Source organism: uncultured Rossellomorea sp. (assembly GCF_947488365.1).
In the GTDB taxonomy this organism is placed as follows: Bacteria; Bacillota; Bacilli; order Bacillales; family Bacillaceae_B; genus Rossellomorea.
This window is the reverse complement of record NZ_CANKZT010000011.1, coordinates 12,895-33,220: the sequence shown is the minus strand read 5'-3', so window position 1 is coordinate 33,220 and position 20,326 is coordinate 12,895. Positions and strand designations below refer to the sequence as shown.

Genomic DNA, 20,326 nt, shown 5'->3' with positions numbered 1-20,326 from the left:
TGGTTAGAATTGATAATGGAGAATTTTTGCCCTTTTTTACTCTACTTAGTAGAGTGTGAAATAGAGAAAGGAAGTGCGTAAATTGAGTCTTAAGCAGTTATCCAAAGAAGAATTACGTCAAACATCATTTATTGAGTTGGCACATGAAATTTTAGTAGAGAAAAAGCAAGCAATGGCATTCGAAGAAGTAGTCAAAGAAATTAAAGGTTTGCTTGAAATCTCTGATAAAGAGGTTCGCAGCCGTTTACTTCAATTCTATACGGACCTGAATATCGATGGACGCTTTATTGCCATGGGTGATAATCGTTGGGGATTAAGAGAATGGTATCCGGTTGATCAAATCGAGGAAGAAACCGTTCCAACAATGAAATCCAGCAAAAAGAAAAAAGCGAAGAAAAAAGACGATGAAGATCTGGATCTGGATGATTTCGATGATCTGGACGATGAAGATCTTGATTACGATGACCTTGATGACACGGACGATGACGACGATCTGACGGATGACGACGACGATGTGGATGCCGTTGACGATGAAGACGAAGATCTGGACATCGATGAAGACGATGATGAACTCGAAATCGATGAATTTGATGAAGTAGATGATGATGAAGACGAAGAAGAAGAGTTAGAAGAAGATGAGGAAGAGAAGTAATCTCTTCGACTGGAATGGCTGCTCCCCAAAAGGTATTTTGCCTTCGGGGAGCTTTTTAATATGCTCAAAATGATTGAAAATTCTATTCTTATTCAGTGCTTGACTTCTTCCTCACAGGAAGGTAGTATTTTATTTGGGCTCCCTAAAAAGGGACGAATAACGTATATCACGCTCCCCTTACATGTTTGTAAGCGGGGCGTTTTTTATTTTTGTAAGAAGAAAGCTTTGACATAATAGGGTTTTACCTAAACCTTATGTGTGGAGGATCTATCTTTTCAAAACCCCTTACATTTTTATGTATATTGATAATAAGAGGCTGTCTTTTAGCGGTTTATGCAGATGAATTTATTTTATGAGAATGGACTTGTCCTTCTTTGAACAAGATAAATTCATGACATGAATACATAGGAGACACCCTCTACTTTTTTTGAACCAAACTTACTTTGAAGGGGGACATATACATGACTAAGTATATTTTCGTAACAGGCGGCGTAGTGTCGTCACTAGGGAAAGGGATCACAGCAGCGTCCCTTGGTAGACTATTGAAAAACCGTGGAGTGAGCGTCACGATCCAGAAGTTTGATCCATACATCAACGTGGATCCAGGAACGATGAGTCCATATCAGCACGGTGAAGTATTCGTAACCGATGATGGTGCAGAAACGGATCTTGACTTAGGTCACTACGAGCGTTTCGTTGATATTAACTTAACGAAATACAGCTCTGTGACAACGGGTAAAATCTATTCAACTGTACTGAAGAAAGAGCGTCGCGGTGATTATCTTGGTGGAACGGTACAAGTTATCCCACACATCACGAATGAAATCAAAGAGCGCGTATACCGTGCCGGACGCGAAACCAATTCAGATGTCGTGATCACGGAAATCGGCGGAACAGTAGGGGATATCGAATCTCTGCCATTCCTTGAAGCCATTCGCCAGATCAAGAGCGATGTAGGCCGTGACAATGTGATGTATATCCACTGTACACTTGTACCTTACATCAAAGCAGCTGGTGAAATGAAAACAAAACCGACTCAGCATAGCGTAAAAGAGCTTCGCAGTCTTGGTATACAGCCAAATGTCATCGTCGTGCGTACAGAAATGCCAATGACTCAAGACATGAAAGACAAAATCGCGTTATTCTGTGATATTGATAAAAATGCTGTAATCGAAGCAATGGACGCAGATACACTATACTCTGTACCACTTGCACTACAGGATCAAAAGCTTGATGAAATCACATGTCAGCACTTGAAGCTTAATTGCCACGAAGCAGACATGACCGAGTGGAATGAACTCGTTGATAGAGTGAAAAACCTGTCCCGTAAAACAAGAATCGCCCTGGTAGGGAAGTATGTTGAACTGCAGGATGCGTATATCTCAGTAGTGGAAGCCCTTCGTCACGCAGGCTACCATTTCGATAGCGACATCGAAGTAAGATGGTTGAACTCTGAGCTGATCGACAACGCAAATGTAGCAGAAAAACTGGCAGATGTAGATGGAATCCTTGTACCAGGTGGCTTCGGTGACCGTGGAGTAGAAGGGAAAATCGCTGCGACTCAATATGCCCGTGAAAACAAGGTACCTTTCCTCGGAATCTGCCTTGGTATGCAGCTGGCATCTGTAGAATACGCACGTAATGTTCTTGGATTGGAAGGAGCTCACTCTGCTGAGTTAAATCCTGAAACGCCATACCCTGTCATCGACCTTTTACCAGAACAAAAGGACATCGAAGATCTTGGTGGGACACTGCGTCTTGGACTATACCCATGTAAGCTGACAAAAGGTTCAAAAGCCTATGCGGCCTACGACGGAGAAGTGGTTTATGAGCGTCACCGCCACCGCTTCGAATTCAACAATCACTACCGTGAGCAAATGGAAAAAGCCGGCTTCATCTTCTCAGGCACAAGCCCTGATGGCCGTCTTGTGGAAATCATCGAGCTAAGCGATCACCCATGGTTCGTCGCATCTCAATTCCATCCTGAATTCACTTCACGCCCGACACGCCCGCAGCCTCTATTCAGAGACTTCGTGGAAGCGTCACTTGCGTATGGTGAGAAATAAGATTTGATTATGTAACTGCTCTCCCAGGTTTGGGAGGGCGGTTTTTTTTAGGGTGGGGGTGGCCGATTTTTAAGGGGAATCGGAATTTATCGACCATTCTACAAATAACGACAATTTTCACGAACTCCTCTTTTATCTCATCTATAAAATTTTCCAAAAAAGAATATTGACAATATTCCCGCATATCGTTAACATATCGTTTATAGCGCATGCGAACTATACCAAATTTCATAATCTCTTATAAAGAGTTGGCAGAGGGACTGGCCCGATGACGCCCGGCAACCTACCGTTTAGACGGAAAGGTGCTAAGACCTGCAGGAAGAATTTCCTGAGTGATAAGAGTACGTTTATTTATACATAAACCTCTTTTCTCTTGGGAAAAGGGGTTTTTTTATTTGCAAAGAATGTTTTGTGAACTTTGTTGCTTTTAAAGGGAAAGTGCTGATTGATTTCCGCTCCAGGTGTACGGAGGTCGATAATAGCTTTAAAGTAGGGATACTTTCCTTTAGATTGCTCTGTCAATACTGAGCTCTGTCACGGAAATCTCTTATAGATGGTGAGGGGAACTGCGTAGACTCCTGCGGAAAAACGGGCGTGCCGAGACCCCGGAAGCGAAGATGAGGAGGCTCGGCCGTACGCTAGCTGCAAGCGGAGCGGTTCCCCTCACCATCCAGCACATACTGGTTGACAGAGCCTTTGCAGATCCCGGTTTTAAAACAACAAATATCTTTTATGAAAAGAATATTTTAAAAAATTGAGGCATATCACCTCGGGAGGAGAAAAGAAAGATGAAAAAAACGGCATCATTATTCGTATTACTTGCACTTATTTTCAGTTTAGTCGCTTGTCAGCCAAAGGTATCCCAGGAGGCGGACGCAGACAGTGGAGAGAAGAAGGAAGCAACATCTGATCATCCATTGGCCAATAAAAAGATCGCCCTTATTATGCAAATCAATTTAGGGACATTTTCCGCTCAATACATAGAAGGTGTCAAAGAGCAGGTAGAGAAGTTTGGGGGCAAGGTTCAAGTATTTACGTCTGAAGGGGACCTGGCAAAAATGTCTTCTAACCTGGATGCGGCCATCAATCAAAAGTTTGATGGGATCCTCATCGATCATGGAACGAAAGAAGCACTGCAATCAGGGGTGGAAAAAGCGAAGGAACAAAACATTCCGGTTGTCGTATTCGATGCGGATGTTGCCTCAGAAGAGGTGACGGTCCTCGAACAGGGTGATCAGCAAATGGCTGAACAAACCTTGACGAAGCTTTCAGATGAGATTGGCGGTAAGGGTGAGATCGTGAAAATTTGGGTTGCAGGCTTTGCCCCGATGGAAAGACGCCAAGTAGCCTATCAGGAGTTTTTAGAAAAAAATCCTGATATTAAAGAGGTGGCGGCATTTGGAGCGGCTACTCAGAATACAGCACTGGATACACAGGCTCAAATGGAGGCCATATTGAAACAGTATCCGAACAAAGGTGACATCGATGCTGTTTGGGCTGCTTGGGATGAATTTGCAAAAGGCGCCGTTCGGGCAATCGAAGCGGCAGGGAGAGATGAAATCAAAGTATATGGAATCGACATGAGTGATGAAGACCTGCAAATCATTCAAAAAGATGGAAGCCCGTGGGTGGCATCGGCAGCCGTTGATCCGAAAGATATCGGACGCGTGCAGGTCCGGTTTTTATATCAAAAGCTAAATGGCGAGGAAACGCCTGAGAAAGTAAAGCTTGAGCCGGTATTTATTGAAAAAGAAGCATTGCCTGAAGAAACGATTACCACAGATCAATTACACGAGCATGTAGATGGCTGGGGAGCAAGTGAGCAAGGCTATACAGATGAATTAAAAACGCTTGAAGGATCGTTCAAAGAGTAGAAAGGAGTTAAAAGAGATGACGTCTCCACTGTTAGAAATGATCAATATCAATAAAACCTTCTCAGGAGTGAAAGCCCTAAAGAATGCAAGCTTCGATGTGAAAGAGGGGGAGGTCCATGCCCTCTTGGGGGCGAATGGTGCAGGGAAAAGTACGCTGATGAAGATTTTATCAGGAGCCTATGTGCAGGACAGCGGAGACATCATCCTTCACTCTGAAAAAAGAGACTATCAATCTCCGAAAGAAGCGAAGGAGCATGGCATCCATTGCGTGTACCAGGAAGTGGACACGGCCATTGTCCCTGGACTTTCTGTAGCGGAAAATATCGTCCTTGATCAGTTCTCACAAAAAGGTTCCTTCTTTATTACTAAAAAGTCATTAAAGAAAGAAGCGTCGGAGGCGCTTAGACGCATCGGGGCAGAAACCATTCCCCTCGGTCAGCCTGCGTCACACTTAAGTCTCGCTGAAAAGCAGCTGGTGCTCATTGCCAGAAGCCTGCTTCAACAAGCGAAAGTATTGATTTTGGATGAACCAACGGCACCTTTAAGTTCTTCTGAGACGGAAAAGTTATTCCGAGTCATAGAAGATTTAAAGAAAGAGAGAGTAGGGGTCATTTTCATCTCTCACAGGCTCCCGGAAGTATTTCAGCTTTCCGATCGCATCACGGTCATGAGAGACGGAGAGACCATTGGAACGTTTGGAACACAACAAACAACCTCTCACAAGATCATTGAAGCCATGCTTGGAGGAACATATAGAGAAGAGTTTCAGAAAAGAACGCTGCCGATCGGTGAAACGCTTTACGAAGTGAGGGGGCTCGAAGACGGACAAAAGGTGAAGGATATCCATTTATCCGTTAAGGCAGGAGAAGTAGTCGGAGTGGTCGGGCTTGTGGGAGCGGGAAAAACCGAGCTTGCCAAAGCCTTATTCGGAGCCTCTCAGGTAGAATCGGGTGACTATTTTCTGGGAGGAAAGAAGCTGAGGATTCACTCTCCCCGGGATGCGGTTCAAAATGGTCTGGCACTTGTTCCGGAAGAAAGACGAAAAGAAGGGTTGTTCATTCATGAAACCGTTCAGCACAACCTTAGCTTTCCTTCTTTAAGAAAAGTCTCCAACTGGTTATGGATCAACGGTCGCAAAGAACGTGAGCTGGCCCGTGAAAAAATCCGATCCCTTGGAATTAAAACCGCTCATGAAAGAATCCAGGCCAACTTTTTAAGCGGAGGAAACCAGCAGAAGGTTTCAATAGGGAAATGGCTGTCCGATGAAGCTTCGGTGTTTTTATTTGATGAACCGACGAAGGGCGTGGACGTGGGAGCGAAGAAAGAGATATTTTCCCTGATTCAATCCCTTGCAGAAAAAGAGAAGGGTATTCTCTACTTTTCCTGTGAAATACAAGAAATCCTGGCGATCTCGGACCGGATACTCGTCATGTATGATGGCCGGATCGTCAAAGAACTGACAAAAGAAGAAGCAACTCAAGAACTCATATTGTTTTATGCTTCAGGAGGGATCCAAGCGCATGAAAGGCAAGATACTCGACTTACTATTTAAATACGGGGCCATCGTGTTGATGGCCGCGATTCTACTATTTTTCAGCTTATATAATCCATTTTTCTTCACCTATGGAAATCTATCAGACATTCTCCGCTCGATTTCCATCGTCACATTAGTGGCATTAGGGGTAACCTTTACTCTCGTCGTCGATGGCTTTGACCTTTCAGTGGGATCGACGGTTTCCCTGTCTACCGTTGTGACGGCTTCATTGATGGTCTGGTATGAAGCGCCGTTGTGGATCGTGCTCCTTGTTCCATTGTTGGTGGGAGCGGGAGTCGGGTTATTCAATTCGCTGTTGATCGTTAAATTTGGAATTCCGGATTTGCTTGCTACATTAGGGGCCATGTATATCATTTCAGGTGTTCATCGGACGTATACGGAAGGGTACTCGATCTACAATCATATGCCGATGACAACTGGCGGGACAGCCCCGGGGGAATTTTCAGAAGCGTTCCTCTGGATCGGCCAGGGAAAGTGGCTCGGATTGCCGGTACCGGTATGGATCATGCTCGTGTTGGTCGGAATCGTCTATGTGATCATGCATTTCACGAGATGGGGGCGCATTTTGTATATGACAGGGGGTAACGCAGAAGCGTCACGCTTATCAGGTGTCAGGGTAACCCGGGTGAAGTTGATTGCCTACGTTCTCTCAGGTGTATTCGCATCGATTGGAGGAATCCTGTTCACAGCCCGGGTCGGATCAGGACAGATGGATGCCGGTGGCCCGCTCCTCATGGAAGCAGTCGCCGCTGTGTTTGTCGGCTTCTCCGTCTTGGGCGCAGGAAAACCGAATATCCTCGGCACCTTCTTTGGGGCAGCGTTGATAGGGGTCCTGCTGAATGGATTGACGATGATGAATCTACCATACTATGCATTTGAAATTATTAAAGGAAGCGTACTGGTATTGGCATTGGCAGTGACGTATGTGCATGCCAAGAAGGTGCGGGGGGCTTGAAGTTTGTAAGAGAGGCGCCCTATTTGGATGCCTCTCTTTTTTTTGGTTGAGGATTACTCCTCATACTCCTCCAACATCTCACGGATCACAAACCCCAGCGCAAAATAAAGATAAAGGGCAGCCATGCTGGAAGGGAAGCTTACACGCTCACCGATTTCATCGCCTGGAAGCATGCCTTTGATCACTTTCGTATCTAAGTGAACATCGGCTAAGTCCAACAGATTCTCTGCACCCTCTACCAATCCAGAGACAGCCACGAATGGCACACCTTCATCAGCCAGTTTTTTCCCTAACTCCACAGCATCCTCATCAGTTGAAAAGCGGCTGACGACTAATACACGATCAGCTTCCGTCAGTTGGGTAGAACCATTATATCTTTTAGCAGAAGGAAGAGGTTCAGCACCAAACAAAGCCTCGGCTGTGACGGCTTCCATCTCCCCGTGACCTGCAATGTAAATATTCCCCTGCCCGATGGCAGCTTGGGCAAGCAGGCGGGCACCGTCTTCAATTTCGAATTCCTGCTTATCATAAATGCGTTTGAACAGTCCAGTTAACTGTGTTGTAAACATTTTTATCATAGAATGAACTCTCCTTATATATTTAGCTTCGACATTTGTCATCGTAACGCTTATTATAAAGGGGGAAAAGGTCTTAAGTAAAATCTTGATAAGAAGCAGGATTTTTTACAGGAAAAAGAGAATTAGTAATAAATATACAATTATTAGCCGGTTATTTTGCTTAGTAATACATAACTTACTTTAATAATGAAGGGGATTGGGATGGATGAATGAGAAAATTCTTATTGTAGACGATCAATTTGGTATTAGGATTCTATTAAATGAAGTGTTACAAAAGGAAGGCTACCAAACATTTCAGGCAGCGAACGGAATCCAGGCGCTTGAAATTGTAGATCAGCATTCCCCTGATTTGGTTTTGCTGGATATGAAGATTCCGGGTATGGATGGGATCGAAATCCTGAAGAGAATGAAGCAGAAGGATGCAGATATCCGCGTCATTATTATGACAGCGTACGGAGAATTGGATATGATTCAGGAAGCAAAGGATTTGGGAGCGCTTACTCATTTTGCGAAGCCGTTTGATATCGACGACATCAGACAGGCGGTAAAACAATATATTCCAGCTTAATGGTATTATTTGAATAGTGAAAATAGTAGTATTTTTAACAATTCGCCTCTTCAGTTGGTAAAATCAATTCTGTTTTGGTATGATACAAGTGAAATTGTAAACAATGTCACATGGTGCTATAAATAACACCGCCATTTCTACTAGAATGGCTCACTGACTGAATAAAAGGAGGAAATTACTATGCCTTTAGTTTCAATGAAAGACATGCTAATTCAAGCAAAAGAAAACAGCTATGCGGTAGGTCAATTCAACCTGAATAACCTTGAGTTCACTCAAGCGATCCTACAAGCGGCTGAAGAAGAAAAATCACCTGTCATCCTTGGTGTTTCTGAAGGGGCAGCGCGTTACATGAGCGGCTTCAAAACAGTTGTGAAAATGGTTGAAGGTCTTATGGAAGACTTAAACATCACAGTACCTGTTGCGATCCACTTGGACCACGGTTCAAGCTATGACAAATGTAAAGAAGCAATAGATGCAGGATTTACTTCTGTTATGATCGACGCTTCTCACGGTCCTTTTGAGGAGAACATTGAAATCACTTCTAAAGTGGTTGAATATGCCCACTCTAAAGGTGTTTCTGTTGAAGCTGAGCTTGGAACTGTTGGTGGACAAGAGGATGACGTAGTAGCAGATGGCGTTATCTATGCAGATCCAAAAGAGTGTCAAGAATTAGTGGAACGCACTGGTATTGATACACTTGCACCTGCACTTGGTTCTGTTCACGGTCCTTACAAAGGTGAACCAAATCTTGGATTCAAAGAAATGGAAGAAATCGGTGCGGCGACTGGAGTACCTCTAGTACTTCACGGTGGTACTGGAATTCCTACAAAAGATATCCAAAAAGCGATTTCTTACGGAACTGCTAAAATCAACGTAAACACTGAAAACCAAATCGCTTCAGCTAAAGCAGTACGTGAAGTGCTTGCAGCTGACACTGAAGTATATGATCCACGTAAATACATGGGGCCGGCTCGTGAAGCGATCAAAGCGACAGTTGCTGGAAAAATGCGCGAATTTGGTTCTTCTAACCAAGCGTAATAGATAGGTAATGTTTGGAAAGTCCTTCGTGATAGATTACGGACATTCCTTATGTGGTAGAAAAAGAATGAAGCGGTAGGATGGGACTGGCACCAGGAGAGGGTTGATACCTTTTTGGGTCAGTCCCTTCCGTTCATTAAAAGATGATTGAAAATTTTGTCGAAAATGGGGTATAGTGAATGAAATTTTTCATAGACACAGCAAACATGAGTGAAATTCAAGAAGCATTTGAATGGGGTATTCTTTCAGGAGTGACAACGAATCCGTCGCTTGTCGCGAAAGAAAAAAACGTAACATTTGAAGATCGATTAAAAGAAATCACAGATTTAGTTCCTGGTTCTGTAAGCGCTGAAGTCATCGCGACAGATGCTGAAGGAATGATCAAAGAGGGCAGGGAGCTTGCTAAGATCGCACCTAACATTACGGTTAAGCTTCCAATGACGCCGGATGGCCTGAAAGCGACATCTACTTTTGCTAAAGAAGGAATTAAGACAAATGTCACGCTGATTTTTAGTGCGAACCAAGCGCTTTTAGCGGCTCGTGCTGGAGCGACGTATGTTTCGCCTTTTTTAGGAAGATTAGATGATATCGGTCATGATGGTCTTGAGCTTGTATCCAAGATCGCTGAAATCTTTGCGATTCATGGTTTGGAAACAGAAATCATTGCAGCTTCAACCCGTCACCCTCAGCATATTACTGAAGCTGCCTTAAGAGGAGCGCATATTGCGACGGTGCCTCTGAAAGTGTTGAAGCAATTGTTCCATCATCCGCTGACGGATAAAGGAATTGAAGCGTTTCTGAATGATTGGAACAACCGCTAATCTTAGGTCAATCGGTCTAACCTAAAAAAATTCGATTATCCTATACATGTTTTGACGAATTATGTATACACTAGTAGACAATACTTCTTAGAACGTCTTCTATTGGAAAAATAATCCTTTTTGTTCTTGGTGTGCGGAGTCTTACAGCCATGGGGCTTCTTCGTCAACGAACAGTGGAAGGGAGTTTAATATGGAAAAGCTAAAAATTGCAGGAGGTTATCCCCTTGAAGGAACCATTAAAGTCAGTGGGGCCAAAAATAGTGCGGTAGCCTTGATCCCGGCAACCATTCTTGCTGATTCACCAGTCACAATCGAAGGGTTACCAGACATCTCTGATGTACGGACACTGAAAGATCTATTAGAAGAGATCGGTGGTTCAGTCACGTTGGAAGATGGGGATATGAGTGTAGATCCAAGCCAAATGGTGTCCATGCCTTTACCGAGCGGAAAGGTGAAGAAGCTTCGTGCTTCCTATTATTTAATGGGAGCGATGCTTGGACGATTCAAAAAAGCGGTCATCGGATTACCGGGTGGATGTCATCTTGGCCCGCGTCCGATTGATCAACACATCAAGGGCTTCGAGGCTCTTGGAGCAGAAGTGACGAATGAACAAGGTGCGATATATTTACGCGCCGATGAATTAAAGGGTGCCCGTATCTACCTTGACGTTGTCAGTGTAGGGGCAACCATTAATATTATGCTTGCCGCTGTACGGGCAAAAGGCAGAACGATTATTGAAAATGCGGCAAAAGAACCTGAGATCATCGACGTAGCTACATTACTAAGTAATATGGGTGCGAAGATCAAAGGGGCAGGAACCGATGTGATCCGCATTGATGGTGTAGACGAGCTTCACGGCTGCCGTCATACAATCATCCCTGACCGGATAGAAGCTGGAACGTTCATGATTCTTGCAGCAGCAGTCGGGAAAGGTGTGCTTGTTGACAACGTTATCCCATTACATATGGAATCTGTCATTGCCAAGCTCCGTGAGATGGGCGTTCCTGTTGAAACAAACGACGATCAAATCTATATCGGCAGAGCGGACAAGCTCAAATCCGTTGACGTGAAAACACTGGTGTACCCAGGGTTCCCGACAGATCTGCAGCAGCCGTTTACCACATTATTGAACCGGGCAGAAGGTTCCGCTGTCGTAACAGACACCATCTATTCAGCCCGCTTCAAGCATATCGATGAACTGAGAAGAATGAATGCGACGATCAAGGTGGAAGGTCGCTCGGCCATCGTCAATGGACCTGTACAATTACAAGGCGCCAAAGTGAAAGCAAGTGATCTGCGCGCAGGAGCGGCCCTTGTCATCGCCGGCCTAATGGCAGAAGGAATCACAGAAGTGACCGGTCTCGAGCATATCGACCGCGGCTACAGCGACCTCGTTGCCAAGCTCGAAGGCCTAGGAGCGACAATCTGGCGTGAAAAAATGTCAGCGGAAGAATTGGAGCAGATGAAGTCATAGATTCTTAAAGCTGTACTATTGTATAGAAGGTTGTTTCCACTAGGAGTAATGGTAAAACATTTAAAACTAAGTTGATTGGAACGGAAGGGTGCTCGAAGTAAGAAAAGCGGAGGCTCACCGCCCGCCCCGCGGAAAGCAAGCACCCTGGAGTGGAAATCAACAACTACTCGCTTTTTGTTAATTTCCTTAAATATTTCCAATATGACCAGTTCTTTTTCGACTATATGAACCATTGTGTCCTACTTTTTTCGAAAAAAAATCTCTCCACCCTCTTTAATGTGTTACAATAAATCTGTTAATATGTTATACAATTAAAGAATATTGTAAAACAAAAGGGAATACGGGAGGCTATATACATGGAAAGAAGTTTATCAATGGAGCTTGTTCGAGTAACAGAGGGGGCTGCCCTTGCATCGGCTCGCTGGATGGGTCGCGGTAAGAAGGATGAAGCAGATGATGCTGCAACCTCTGCTATGCGCGATGTATTCGATACAGTACCGATGAAGGGAACAGTTGTCATCGGTGAAGGTGAAATGGATGAAGCTCCAATGCTTTATATCGGTGAGAAACTAGGGACAGGCTATGGTCCGCGTGTAGATGTGGCCGTTGATCCGTTGGAAGGAACGAATATCGTTGCTTCCGGAGGCTGGAATGCACTGGCGGTACTCGCGGTGGCAGACCACGGAAACCTACTGAACGCACCGGATATGTATATGGATAAAATCGCAGTAGGACCAGAAGCAGTTGGGGAAATTGATATTAACGCTTCTGTTATCGATAATCTAAAGGCCGTTGCAAAAGCAAAGAACAAAGACATCGAAGACGTAGTTGCAACCGTCTTGAATCGTCCTCGTCATGAGCATATCATTCAGCAGCTGAGAGAGGCGGGAGCCCGTATCAAGCTGATCAATGATGGTGATGTAGCAGGAGCTATGAATACAGCATTCGATCATACGGGTGTCGATATTTTATTCGGTTCCGGCGGTGCTCCAGAGGGGGTACTTGCTGCCGTTGCGTTGAAATGCTTAGGTGGAGAAATCCAAGGAAAGCTTTTACCACAGAACGATGCCGAACTGCAGCGCTGTATCAGCATGGGGCTGGATGTGGACAAGATCCTTCGAATGGAAGACCTCGTATGCGGTGATGATGCGATCTTTGCAGCAACAGGTGTAACGGACGGGGAACTGTTAAGAGGTGTTCAGCTTAAAGGAACATACGGTTTGACTCATTCCGTCGTTATGCGTGCGAAGTCTGGAACCGTCCGCTTCATAGACGGCCGTCACAGTCTTCAGAAAAAGCCAAACCTGGTTATGAAATAATAAATAGACATTGAAACATAGAGAGAGAAACAAACTCTTCTTATAAGAGATGAGGGATGGGCAGAGTGTCTTACCATTCTGCCCATGACTACTCTTATCACTCACTTTTTTTCTTCATAGGTGAAGAAATGCTGCCTATCTACAAAATTACCTTCCTTTTTTTACCCAGTCATTGATTCTTGATTAAAAGTATGGTTACAATAGATAAGGTTTTTATCTTCAGCATTTTTTCTATTAGTTTATGCTTCAACATATTTCTTCATTTTTAGAAAAATCTACCCTTCTTTTTATTTATTTTAGGTAGGACAAATTAATAAAGCGTGGTGTCATGATGGAAGAGTTAACAATCTCTAGCTTAGAAAATATGAAGCTTAAAGAGCTTTACGAGCTAGCCAAACAATACAAAGTTTCTTATTATAGTAAATTAACAAAAAAAGAATTGATTTTCGCTATCCTTAAAGTTCGTGCAGAACAAGAAGGCTTCTTCTTTATGGAAGGTGTTCTTGAAATCATCCAGTCAGAGGGCTTCGGTTTCTTAAGACCGATCAATTATTCACCAAGCTCTGAGGATATTTATATTTCTGCATCACAAATCCGCCGTTTCGACCTTCGTAACGGGGATAAAGTATCAGGGAAAGTGCGTCCTCCGAAGGAAAACGAACGTTATTTCGGACTGCTTCATGTTGAAATGGTCAATGGAGAAGAACCGGAATCCGCGAAAGAACGTGTCCATTTCCCAGGTCTCACGCCTTTATATCCTGACCGTCAAATGAAACTTGAAACAACACCGAACAAAATCTCAACGCGCATCATGGACCTTATCGCGCCTGTCGGTTTTGGACAACGTGGTTTAGTCGTTGCGCCACCTAAAGCCGGTAAGACGATGCTGATCAAAGAGATCGCAAACTCGATCACAACGAATCATCCTGAAGCGGAATTAATCATTCTTCTGATCGATGAGCGTCCAGAGGAAGTAACGGATATCGAACGTTCTGTAGAAGCAGAAGTCGTAAGCTCTACATTTGATGAAGTACCGGAAAATCACATCAAAGTGGCAGAACTTGTTCTTGAGCGCGCGATGCGTTTAGTGGAGCACAAACGTGATGTGATCATTCTGATGGATAGTATCACTCGTTTAGCCCGTGCTTATAACCTGGTCATCCCTCCAAGTGGACGAACGCTATCCGGAGGTATTGATCCTGCGGCGTTCCACCGTCCGAAACGATTCTTCGGTGCTGCACGTAACATTGAAGAAGGCGGAAGCTTGACAGTTCTCGCTACTGCGCTAGTGGATACAGGATCCCGCATGGACGATGTCATTTATGAAGAGTTCAAAGGAACAGGGAACTTAGAGCTTCATCTTGATCGTTCTCTTGCTGAAAGACGTATTTTCCCGGCCATCGACATCCGTCGTTCCGGAACTCGTAGAGAAGAACTTCTGATCAAACCGGATCATCTTGAAAAGCTATGGGCAATCCGTAAAGCGATGTCCGATCAGCCTGATTTCGCTGAGAAGCTTATGCGCAAGCTGAAGCAATCGAAGACGAATGAAGAGTTTTTCAATGTGTTGACAGAAGAGTCGAAGAAGCGTTAATCTAGTAATCGAATGATTGGAACGATGTCTGTAACTTCCAATTTTTCAGGTTGCAAATATTACTTGTCCTTGTTATAATAGTGTCAATGTGTTTTTAAAAACTGGATGTGGTAAGGGGCTGGCTATAACTCTCATGCTTATGCTCATATCACATATATCTTCGTAATAAATTACTCTGTTTCAGATGATTCAGGGCGGAAGGAGATGAAAGAAATGAAATCAGGAATTCATCCAAAGTACAACACGATCAAAGTTAGCTGTGCTTGCGGTAACGAATTTGAAACTGGTTCTGTAGCGGAAGAAATGCGCGTTGAGGTATGTTCTGAATGCCATCCATTCTACACAGGACGTCAGAAATTCGCTGACGCTGGTGGACGTGTTGACCGTTTCAACAAAAAATACGGTCTTAAAAATCAACAACAATAATGAAGAGCTGGAAGGTCATATCAAATTTCTTTGTGCGTAAGGCATAAAGATATGAGATTGTCACTTCTCTTCTATTAGAAAAACAGGCAAGGATCTTCATGCTTGCCTGTTTTTTATTCTCTTTAAAGTAAATGGTTGAAGAAATAGAGGCAGTTCCAATTGAGCTGTGCCTCTTTTTTTCTGCCAAATTACTGAAAATCAAGCATTATTCCCGTACATAAAGGAATGCTTTATACTAAAGAGTAGTCCGTTTTTACTAACAGTCAGGCTGTTTTCTATAGAATATTGTATAAGGAAGGAGAGGCGCTTTCGTGTATGTCATGAAACAAACGGGTTGGGTAGAAGTCATTTGCGGCAGCATGTTCTCAGGGAAATCCGAAGAACTGATCCGCAGGGTACGACGCACTCAATTTGCTAAACAAGAAATTGCTGTGTATAAGCCAAAACTAGATAATCGCTATAGCGATGAATCGGTTGTATCTCATAACGGTACCTCTGTAATCGCCAAAGCAGTCGAGGGTTCAAATGTGATTCTCGATGACCTGAATCCTGAGGTAGATGTAGTTGCTATTGATGAGGTTCAATTTTTTGACGAAGGCATTGTAGAGGTCGTCCAAAAATTAGCAAACAGTGGGTATCGTGTCATCCTCGCAGGACTTGATCAGGATTTCCGCGGAGAACCATTCGGTCCGATGCCTGATTTAATGTCCATTGCCGAGCAAGTGACAAAACTTCAAGCCGTTTGTGCAGTCTGCGGCTCTCCTGCAAGTCGAACGCAACGATTAATCAACGGCGAACCAGCTTGCTATGATGACCCCATCATCCTTGTGGGTGCATCTGAAGCTTATGAGCCAAGATGCCGTCATCACCATGAAGTTCCAACTGGAATGAGCGTGACACCTGATATGGTGAAGGAAGTTAAATAGTGAATGAAGCCCTTTATTTAGGGCTTTTTTTATTTGGCTCATTTCAACTTATTGAAAATGCGATACTTACCCCGAAGCACTCCAAACTTTAAGTGCATAAGCACTTTCCTGTAGGAAATCCTAAAAACAGGAGGTGTGAAAGCATGAAAAAACTACTGTTAGCTTTATCCTTTACCGTATTCTTCATTTTAATCACCGCGTGTGGAGTGAATCAGGAATCAGAATTCGGTATGCACGAGGATCAAAATGGTACACGATTCATTGATAATCGAAAAGATGATATGAATGATCGTCAAGATAGAAGCGTCAGAAATACGACAAATGAAAACCCGAACTTTCCAAACCTGACGAACTCACCAGGCACAACTTCGACGACAACTGGCGTGTATGAAGACAAAGCACGTGAGGTTGTGAGGGAATATTCCAACTTTGAACCGGATGAAGTCTGGATCAATGGCGAACAAATGTGGGTGACGGCACATACACAGAATGAAATGAGCATGGCTGAGACGGATAAAGAAGAAGCGATGTTAAAAGAGAGATTAGAAAAAGCCATCCCAAGGTTCAATGTTAATGTGAAAATCACCGAAAGATAAAAAAGTGCAAGCAGGTCTGTATGCTGATCTGCTTGCCTTCTACATAATATCCACCACTTTATGCCTTCTGCCTGATCCCGATCCTCCTTGTGTTTACATACACCATATAATATAATTAGACTGTTATGGACTAAAATTGAGGTGAATAGCTGTGTTCGATCGTTTACAAGCAGTGGAAGATCGCTATGATAAGTTAAATGAACTATTGAGTGATCCAGAAATTGTGAATGACCCAAAGAAGCTAAGAGATTATTCGAAAGAGCAATCAGACATCCAAGCAACGGTAGAAGCATATCGAGAATATAAAGAACTTACTGGACAGTATAAAGACGCTAAGGCGATGTTGGATGATAAGCTTGATGCTGATATGCGTGAAATGGTGAAAGAAGAAGTTTCCGAGCTTGAAGAACAAATTGAAGCATTGGAAGCCCGTCTGAAAATATTATTGATCCCGAAAGACCCGAACGATGATAAGAACGTAATCATGGAGGTACGTGGTGCTGCAGGTGGAGATGAAGCAGCCCTGTTTGCTGGTGACTTATACCGTATGTACAGTCGCTATGCAGAATCGCAAGGCTGGAAGACCGAAGTGATGGAAGCGAACTCCACTGGTGTTGGTGGATATAAAGAGATCATCTTTATGATCAACGGAAATGGCGCATTCTCCAAAATGAAATACGAAAACGGAGCACACCGGGTGCAACGTGTACCTGAAACAGAATCCGGCGGACGTATTCATACGTCAACCGCAACGGTGGCCTGCCTGCCAGAAGCGGAAGAGGTCGAAGTGGATATTCACGACAAAGATATCCGTGTCGATACCTTCGCATCCAGTGGCCCGGGAGGACAAAGTGTTAATACAACCATGTCTGCTGTACGTCTGACTCACTTGCCGACAGGGGTAGTCGTTTCATGTCAGGATGAAAAGTCGCAAATCAAGAACAAAGAGAAGGCAATGAAAGTATTACGAGCACGCGTTTACGATAAATTCCAACGTGAAGTTCAAGCTGAATACGATGCAAACCGTAAATCAGCCGTTGGTACAGGTGATCGTTCCGAACGTATCCGTACGTACAATTTCCCACAAAACCGCGTCACGGATCACCGCATCGGATTGACGATCCAAAAGCTCGACCAAATTCTTGAAGGAAAGATGGATGAAGTCATCGATGCATTGATTATCGAAGACCAATCCAAACTTCTTGAAAGACTGGAAGAGTAGTCATGGTGACGGTATTTGAAGCCCTGAAATGGGCTTCTTCTTTTTTAGTCGAAAATGGCCGTGATGAAAATGTGGGAGAAATCTACTTACGGCATCTAATGGGAATGTCACGGTCACAACTGCTGGCAGAACAGCGGAGGTCCGTCCCTCAAGAGAGTTGGGAAGAGTTTCAGAATGGGATCCGGGAGCATGTAGGCGGGGTGCCGATTCAGCATATTATCGGGGTTGAGGAGTTTTATGGTCGGGAGTTTGTGGTGAATGAGCATGTGCTGATTCCGAGGCCGGAGACGGAAGAGCTTATTTACTATGGTCTGGAGAAGATGAAGGATTTATTTGGTGAAACGGTCCCTCCTCTTAAGGCTGCCGATGTCGGAACGGGCAGCGGAGCGATTGCCGTTACGTTGAAGCTTGAGTCGAAGCGCTTGCCTCTTGAGATGATGGCCGTCGATATTTCGAATGAAGCACTGGCGGTTGCGGGTGAGAATAGCTCGAAGCTCGGGGCGGATGTCCGTTTTTTCGCAGGGGATCTGTTACAGCCTTTGATCGCAGATGGTGTGAAGCTGGATATTCTGTTATCGAACCCTCCGTACATTCCCTTGACGGATCGGGAAACTCTATCAGATATCGTGATCGATCATGAGCCGGAACTTGCTTTGTTCGGTGGGGAAGATGGCTATGATTTATATAAACGTTTCATGGATGAGTTGCCTCGTGTGATGAAGGAAAAATGTCTGATCGGTTTCGAAGTCGGCGTCGGGCAGGGAGAGACTGTGGCGGAGCTGCTGCGCAAGACCTTCCCGGACGCGGAAACGGAAGTCGTTCATGATATCAATGGGAAAGATCGCATGGTGTTTTGTGTAAGAAAATAAGGAAGTGTGCCTTCGATTGTGATGATCGGGGGTGTTTTTTTTTGAAAAATTGGAATGGATCTGGATAAATATAGATTCTCGCTTCTGCTCTGACCTGCTCGTCGTCATGTTTATTTTCAAAACTGAAGTTATATTTTCAAAAACAGCCCACATATTTTCAAAAACAAGATTTTATTTTCAAAAAGTCCCCCCCGGCCAAATTTCCACACCCAAAATGTTATTTTACTAGTTTAAGATTTCCCCTTTTTGACTAGACTGTTTTACTGAGGGGGAGATAAAAATGAAAACAAAACATACGGTGTTATTGTATATCTTGATTCTATCATTAGGAACGATTCTAAGTTTATATATACCAAAGCAGGAAATGGCGGCCCAGGAGACGATGGTGATCCCGGAAGAAGCGATTCGACTTCGGATTCTGGCAAACAGTGATCTGGAACAGGATCAAAACGTCAAAAGACTCGTTCGTGATGAAGTAAATAAAGAGATTACGAATTGGGTAGAGACTCTTACATCACAAGAAGAGGCGAAATCAGTGATTAAAGCAGGTTTACCAGAGCTGCAGAAAATTGCGGAAGAGGTTGTCGCTGAGCAAGGTTTAGATCAATCGGTGAAAATTGATTTTGGAAAAGTTGAGTTTCCTACCAAATTATATGGTCAGTATCTATACCCGGCAGGTGAATACGAAGCCGTGTTGATTACACTGGGTGCAGGAGAAGGAGCGAACTGGTGGTGTGTCCTTTATCCGCCTCTATGCTTCCTTGATTTCTCGACTGGAAATGCGGTAAGAAGTCCTGGATTTGAAACGAAAGTAGAAGCCAGTGGAAATGAGATCACCGAAGTGGATCCTGAAGATGAGGAAGATGTCAATGGGATTTCGGAAATGGATTCGGATGTAGAAGAAATGAAATCTCCTGAAACTGAAATGGAAGATGTGATTGCTTATAAAGGAGTCGAGCTGGAAGCAGTGGAAGCAGAAATGACGGAAGAAGCAGTAGCTGCAGATGAAACAAAAGAAGAGCTTCTAGTAAAAGAAAGCAGCGTGAAAACAGAGACGGAAGCAGTCTTCGTTGAAGAAGGAGAAGAGGAAGAGGTTAAGGTCCGCTTCTTCGTGGTAGATCTTTTCAAAGGATTATTCAATAAGTAAAATGTAGAGCTTCATCCATGAGATGAAGCTATTTTTATGCCTATCTTTCTAGTATTTTTTCACAACAACCTGTTCTATTCTCTCCTTTCCCTCATACATTAACACTAGGGGATGATAGAAAAGGGAGGAAGAAATGATGTTAAAAGTGATTCGCCAGGCAACACAGGAAGATATTCATGAAGTAGTAGCCTTCTTAACGAAAGCGGGTTTAAGTACAGAAGGCATTAAAAATAGTGTTGATTGTTTTTTAGTAGTGGAAGACTCAGAGAAGCAGTTGATTGGAACACTTGGGATCGAAGTTCAGGATAAAATCGGTCTTCTGCGCTCACTCGTTGTGACTTCTTCTTTTGAAAGTGAGGAATTGTTTGCTCTATTTCAAGAGATTTTAAAATTGGCGAAAGAGAAAGAACTTACGCGCCTTTACTTAATATCCAATCGGAAAGCGTCGCTAAATTTCTTTGACCTATTAGGTTTTCAACAGGAAAAAGAACCTTTTGTGGATGAACTGAAGAATTTCGTTCACGCTAAAAAGTTATCCACAGTGGATAACTGCATTGCGATGAGGCTTGATCTTTAGGGTGAAATGAGAGGTTTCGACAAATTTCCACTGCAATAAACTATTTTGCGATAGTAGTCTGCTAGTAGA

Annotated in this window: 19 protein-coding genes and 1 riboswitch; of the genes, 18 read left to right on the top strand and 1 reads right to left on the bottom strand. The window is 43.8% G+C overall.

Annotation, left to right across the window (positions count from 1 at the left end; translation table 11 throughout):
* The first annotated feature begins 73 nt into the window (after positions 1-73).
* The 5 genes from rpoE to Q1B03_RS21085 all read left to right on the top strand — a co-directional run bounded on the left by rpoE (position 74) and on the right by Q1B03_RS21085 (position 7,102).
* Positions 74-652, top strand: a complete 579-nt coding sequence (rpoE, locus tag Q1B03_RS21105; protein WP_366141314.1) for a DNA-directed RNA polymerase subunit delta — start codon at positions 74-76, stop codon at positions 650-652.
* Positions 653-1,113: 461 nt separating this feature from the next.
* Complete coding sequence (locus Q1B03_RS21100) at positions 1,114-2,718, top strand: CTP synthase (RefSeq protein ID WP_044340571.1); 1,605 nt, start codon at positions 1,114-1,116, stop codon at positions 2,716-2,718.
* Positions 2,719-2,953: 235 nt separating this feature from the next.
* A riboswitch (SAM riboswitch) is annotated at positions 2,954-3,060 on the top strand.
* A gap of 446 nt (positions 3,061-3,506) precedes the next feature.
* Positions 3,507-4,592, top strand: a complete 1,086-nt coding sequence (locus Q1B03_RS21095) for a sugar ABC transporter substrate-binding protein (protein WP_299746511.1) — start codon at positions 3,507-3,509, stop codon at positions 4,590-4,592.
* Positions 4,593-4,608: 16 nt separating this feature from the next.
* Positions 4,609-6,144 carry a sugar ABC transporter ATP-binding protein gene (locus Q1B03_RS21090; RefSeq protein ID WP_299746508.1) on the top strand — a complete coding sequence of 512 codons (1,536 nt, stop codon included), beginning with the start codon at positions 4,609-4,611 and terminating at the stop codon, positions 6,142-6,144.
* On the top strand, positions 6,113-7,102 hold the full coding sequence (locus tag Q1B03_RS21085; protein WP_299746505.1) for an ABC transporter permease: 990 nt from the start codon (positions 6,113-6,115) through the stop codon (positions 7,100-7,102). The genes Q1B03_RS21090 and Q1B03_RS21085 overlap by 32 nt, the downstream gene beginning before the upstream one ends.
* A gap of 53 nt (positions 7,103-7,155) precedes the next feature.
* Here Q1B03_RS21085 and Q1B03_RS21080 read toward each other — a convergent pair whose 3' ends face one another.
* Positions 7,156-7,680 (bottom strand): DUF2529 domain-containing protein, encoded by a 525-nt coding sequence (locus Q1B03_RS21080; protein ID WP_299746503.1) that lies wholly within the window; start codon positions 7,678-7,680, stop codon positions 7,156-7,158.
* A gap of 205 nt (positions 7,681-7,885) precedes the next feature.
* Here Q1B03_RS21080 and Q1B03_RS21075 point away from each other — a divergent pair, with 205 nt between their 5' ends.
* The 13 genes from Q1B03_RS21075 to Q1B03_RS21015 all read left to right on the top strand — a co-directional run bounded on the left by Q1B03_RS21075 (position 7,886) and on the right by Q1B03_RS21015 (position 20,257).
* The gene (locus Q1B03_RS21075) at positions 7,886-8,248 is read left to right on the top strand and encodes a response regulator (RefSeq protein ID WP_148971206.1); all 363 of its coding nucleotides are present in this window, start codon (positions 7,886-7,888) and stop codon (positions 8,246-8,248) included.
* A gap of 180 nt (positions 8,249-8,428) precedes the next feature.
* Positions 8,429-9,286, top strand: a complete 858-nt coding sequence (gene fdaB / locus Q1B03_RS21070; RefSeq protein WP_299746498.1) for a class IIb fructose-bisphosphate aldolase FdaB — start codon at positions 8,429-8,431, stop codon at positions 9,284-9,286.
* A 179-nt stretch (positions 9,287-9,465) separates the two neighbouring features.
* Positions 9,466-10,107 (top strand): fructose-6-phosphate aldolase, encoded by a 642-nt coding sequence (fsa, locus tag Q1B03_RS21065; protein ID WP_299746496.1) that lies wholly within the window; start codon positions 9,466-9,468, stop codon positions 10,105-10,107.
* Between the two features lie 190 nt (positions 10,108-10,297).
* On the top strand, positions 10,298-11,581 hold the full coding sequence (locus Q1B03_RS21060) for a UDP-N-acetylglucosamine 1-carboxyvinyltransferase (protein ID WP_098351489.1): 1,284 nt from the start codon (positions 10,298-10,300) through the stop codon (positions 11,579-11,581).
* Between the two features lie 356 nt (positions 11,582-11,937).
* Positions 11,938-12,900 (top strand): class II fructose-bisphosphatase, encoded by a 963-nt coding sequence (glpX, locus tag Q1B03_RS21055; protein ID WP_299746491.1) that lies wholly within the window; start codon positions 11,938-11,940, stop codon positions 12,898-12,900.
* Positions 12,901-13,231: 331 nt separating this feature from the next.
* Positions 13,232-14,494, top strand: coding sequence for a transcription termination factor Rho (rho, locus tag Q1B03_RS21050; protein WP_044340561.1), 1,263 nt, complete (start codon positions 13,232-13,234; stop codon positions 14,492-14,494).
* Positions 14,495-14,707: 213 nt separating this feature from the next.
* Positions 14,708-14,920 carry a 50S ribosomal protein L31 gene (gene rpmE, locus Q1B03_RS21045; protein ID WP_034765123.1) on the top strand — a complete coding sequence of 71 codons (213 nt, stop codon included), beginning with the start codon at positions 14,708-14,710 and terminating at the stop codon, positions 14,918-14,920.
* A gap of 311 nt (positions 14,921-15,231) precedes the next feature.
* The gene (locus Q1B03_RS21040) at positions 15,232-15,846 is read left to right on the top strand and encodes a thymidine kinase (RefSeq protein ID WP_299746485.1); all 615 of its coding nucleotides are present in this window, start codon (positions 15,232-15,234) and stop codon (positions 15,844-15,846) included.
* A gap of 143 nt (positions 15,847-15,989) precedes the next feature.
* The gene (locus tag Q1B03_RS21035; RefSeq protein WP_299746481.1) at positions 15,990-16,442 is read left to right on the top strand and encodes a hypothetical protein; all 453 of its coding nucleotides are present in this window, start codon (positions 15,990-15,992) and stop codon (positions 16,440-16,442) included.
* A 151-nt stretch (positions 16,443-16,593) separates the two neighbouring features.
* Positions 16,594-17,664 (top strand): peptide chain release factor 1, encoded by a 1,071-nt coding sequence (gene prfA, locus Q1B03_RS21030; RefSeq protein ID WP_044340559.1) that lies wholly within the window; start codon positions 16,594-16,596, stop codon positions 17,662-17,664.
* Positions 17,665-17,666: 2 nt separating this feature from the next.
* Positions 17,667-18,533, top strand: coding sequence for a peptide chain release factor N(5)-glutamine methyltransferase (gene prmC, locus Q1B03_RS21025; RefSeq protein WP_299746477.1), 867 nt, complete (start codon positions 17,667-17,669; stop codon positions 18,531-18,533).
* Between the two features lie 280 nt (positions 18,534-18,813).
* Positions 18,814-19,680, top strand: a complete 867-nt coding sequence (gene spoIIR, locus Q1B03_RS21020) for a stage II sporulation protein R (RefSeq protein WP_299746474.1) — start codon at positions 18,814-18,816, stop codon at positions 19,678-19,680.
* Between the two features lie 133 nt (positions 19,681-19,813).
* Positions 19,814-20,257, top strand: coding sequence for a GNAT family N-acetyltransferase (locus Q1B03_RS21015; RefSeq protein WP_299746472.1), 444 nt, complete (start codon positions 19,814-19,816; stop codon positions 20,255-20,257).
* Positions 20,258-20,326: the final 69 nt, after the last annotated feature.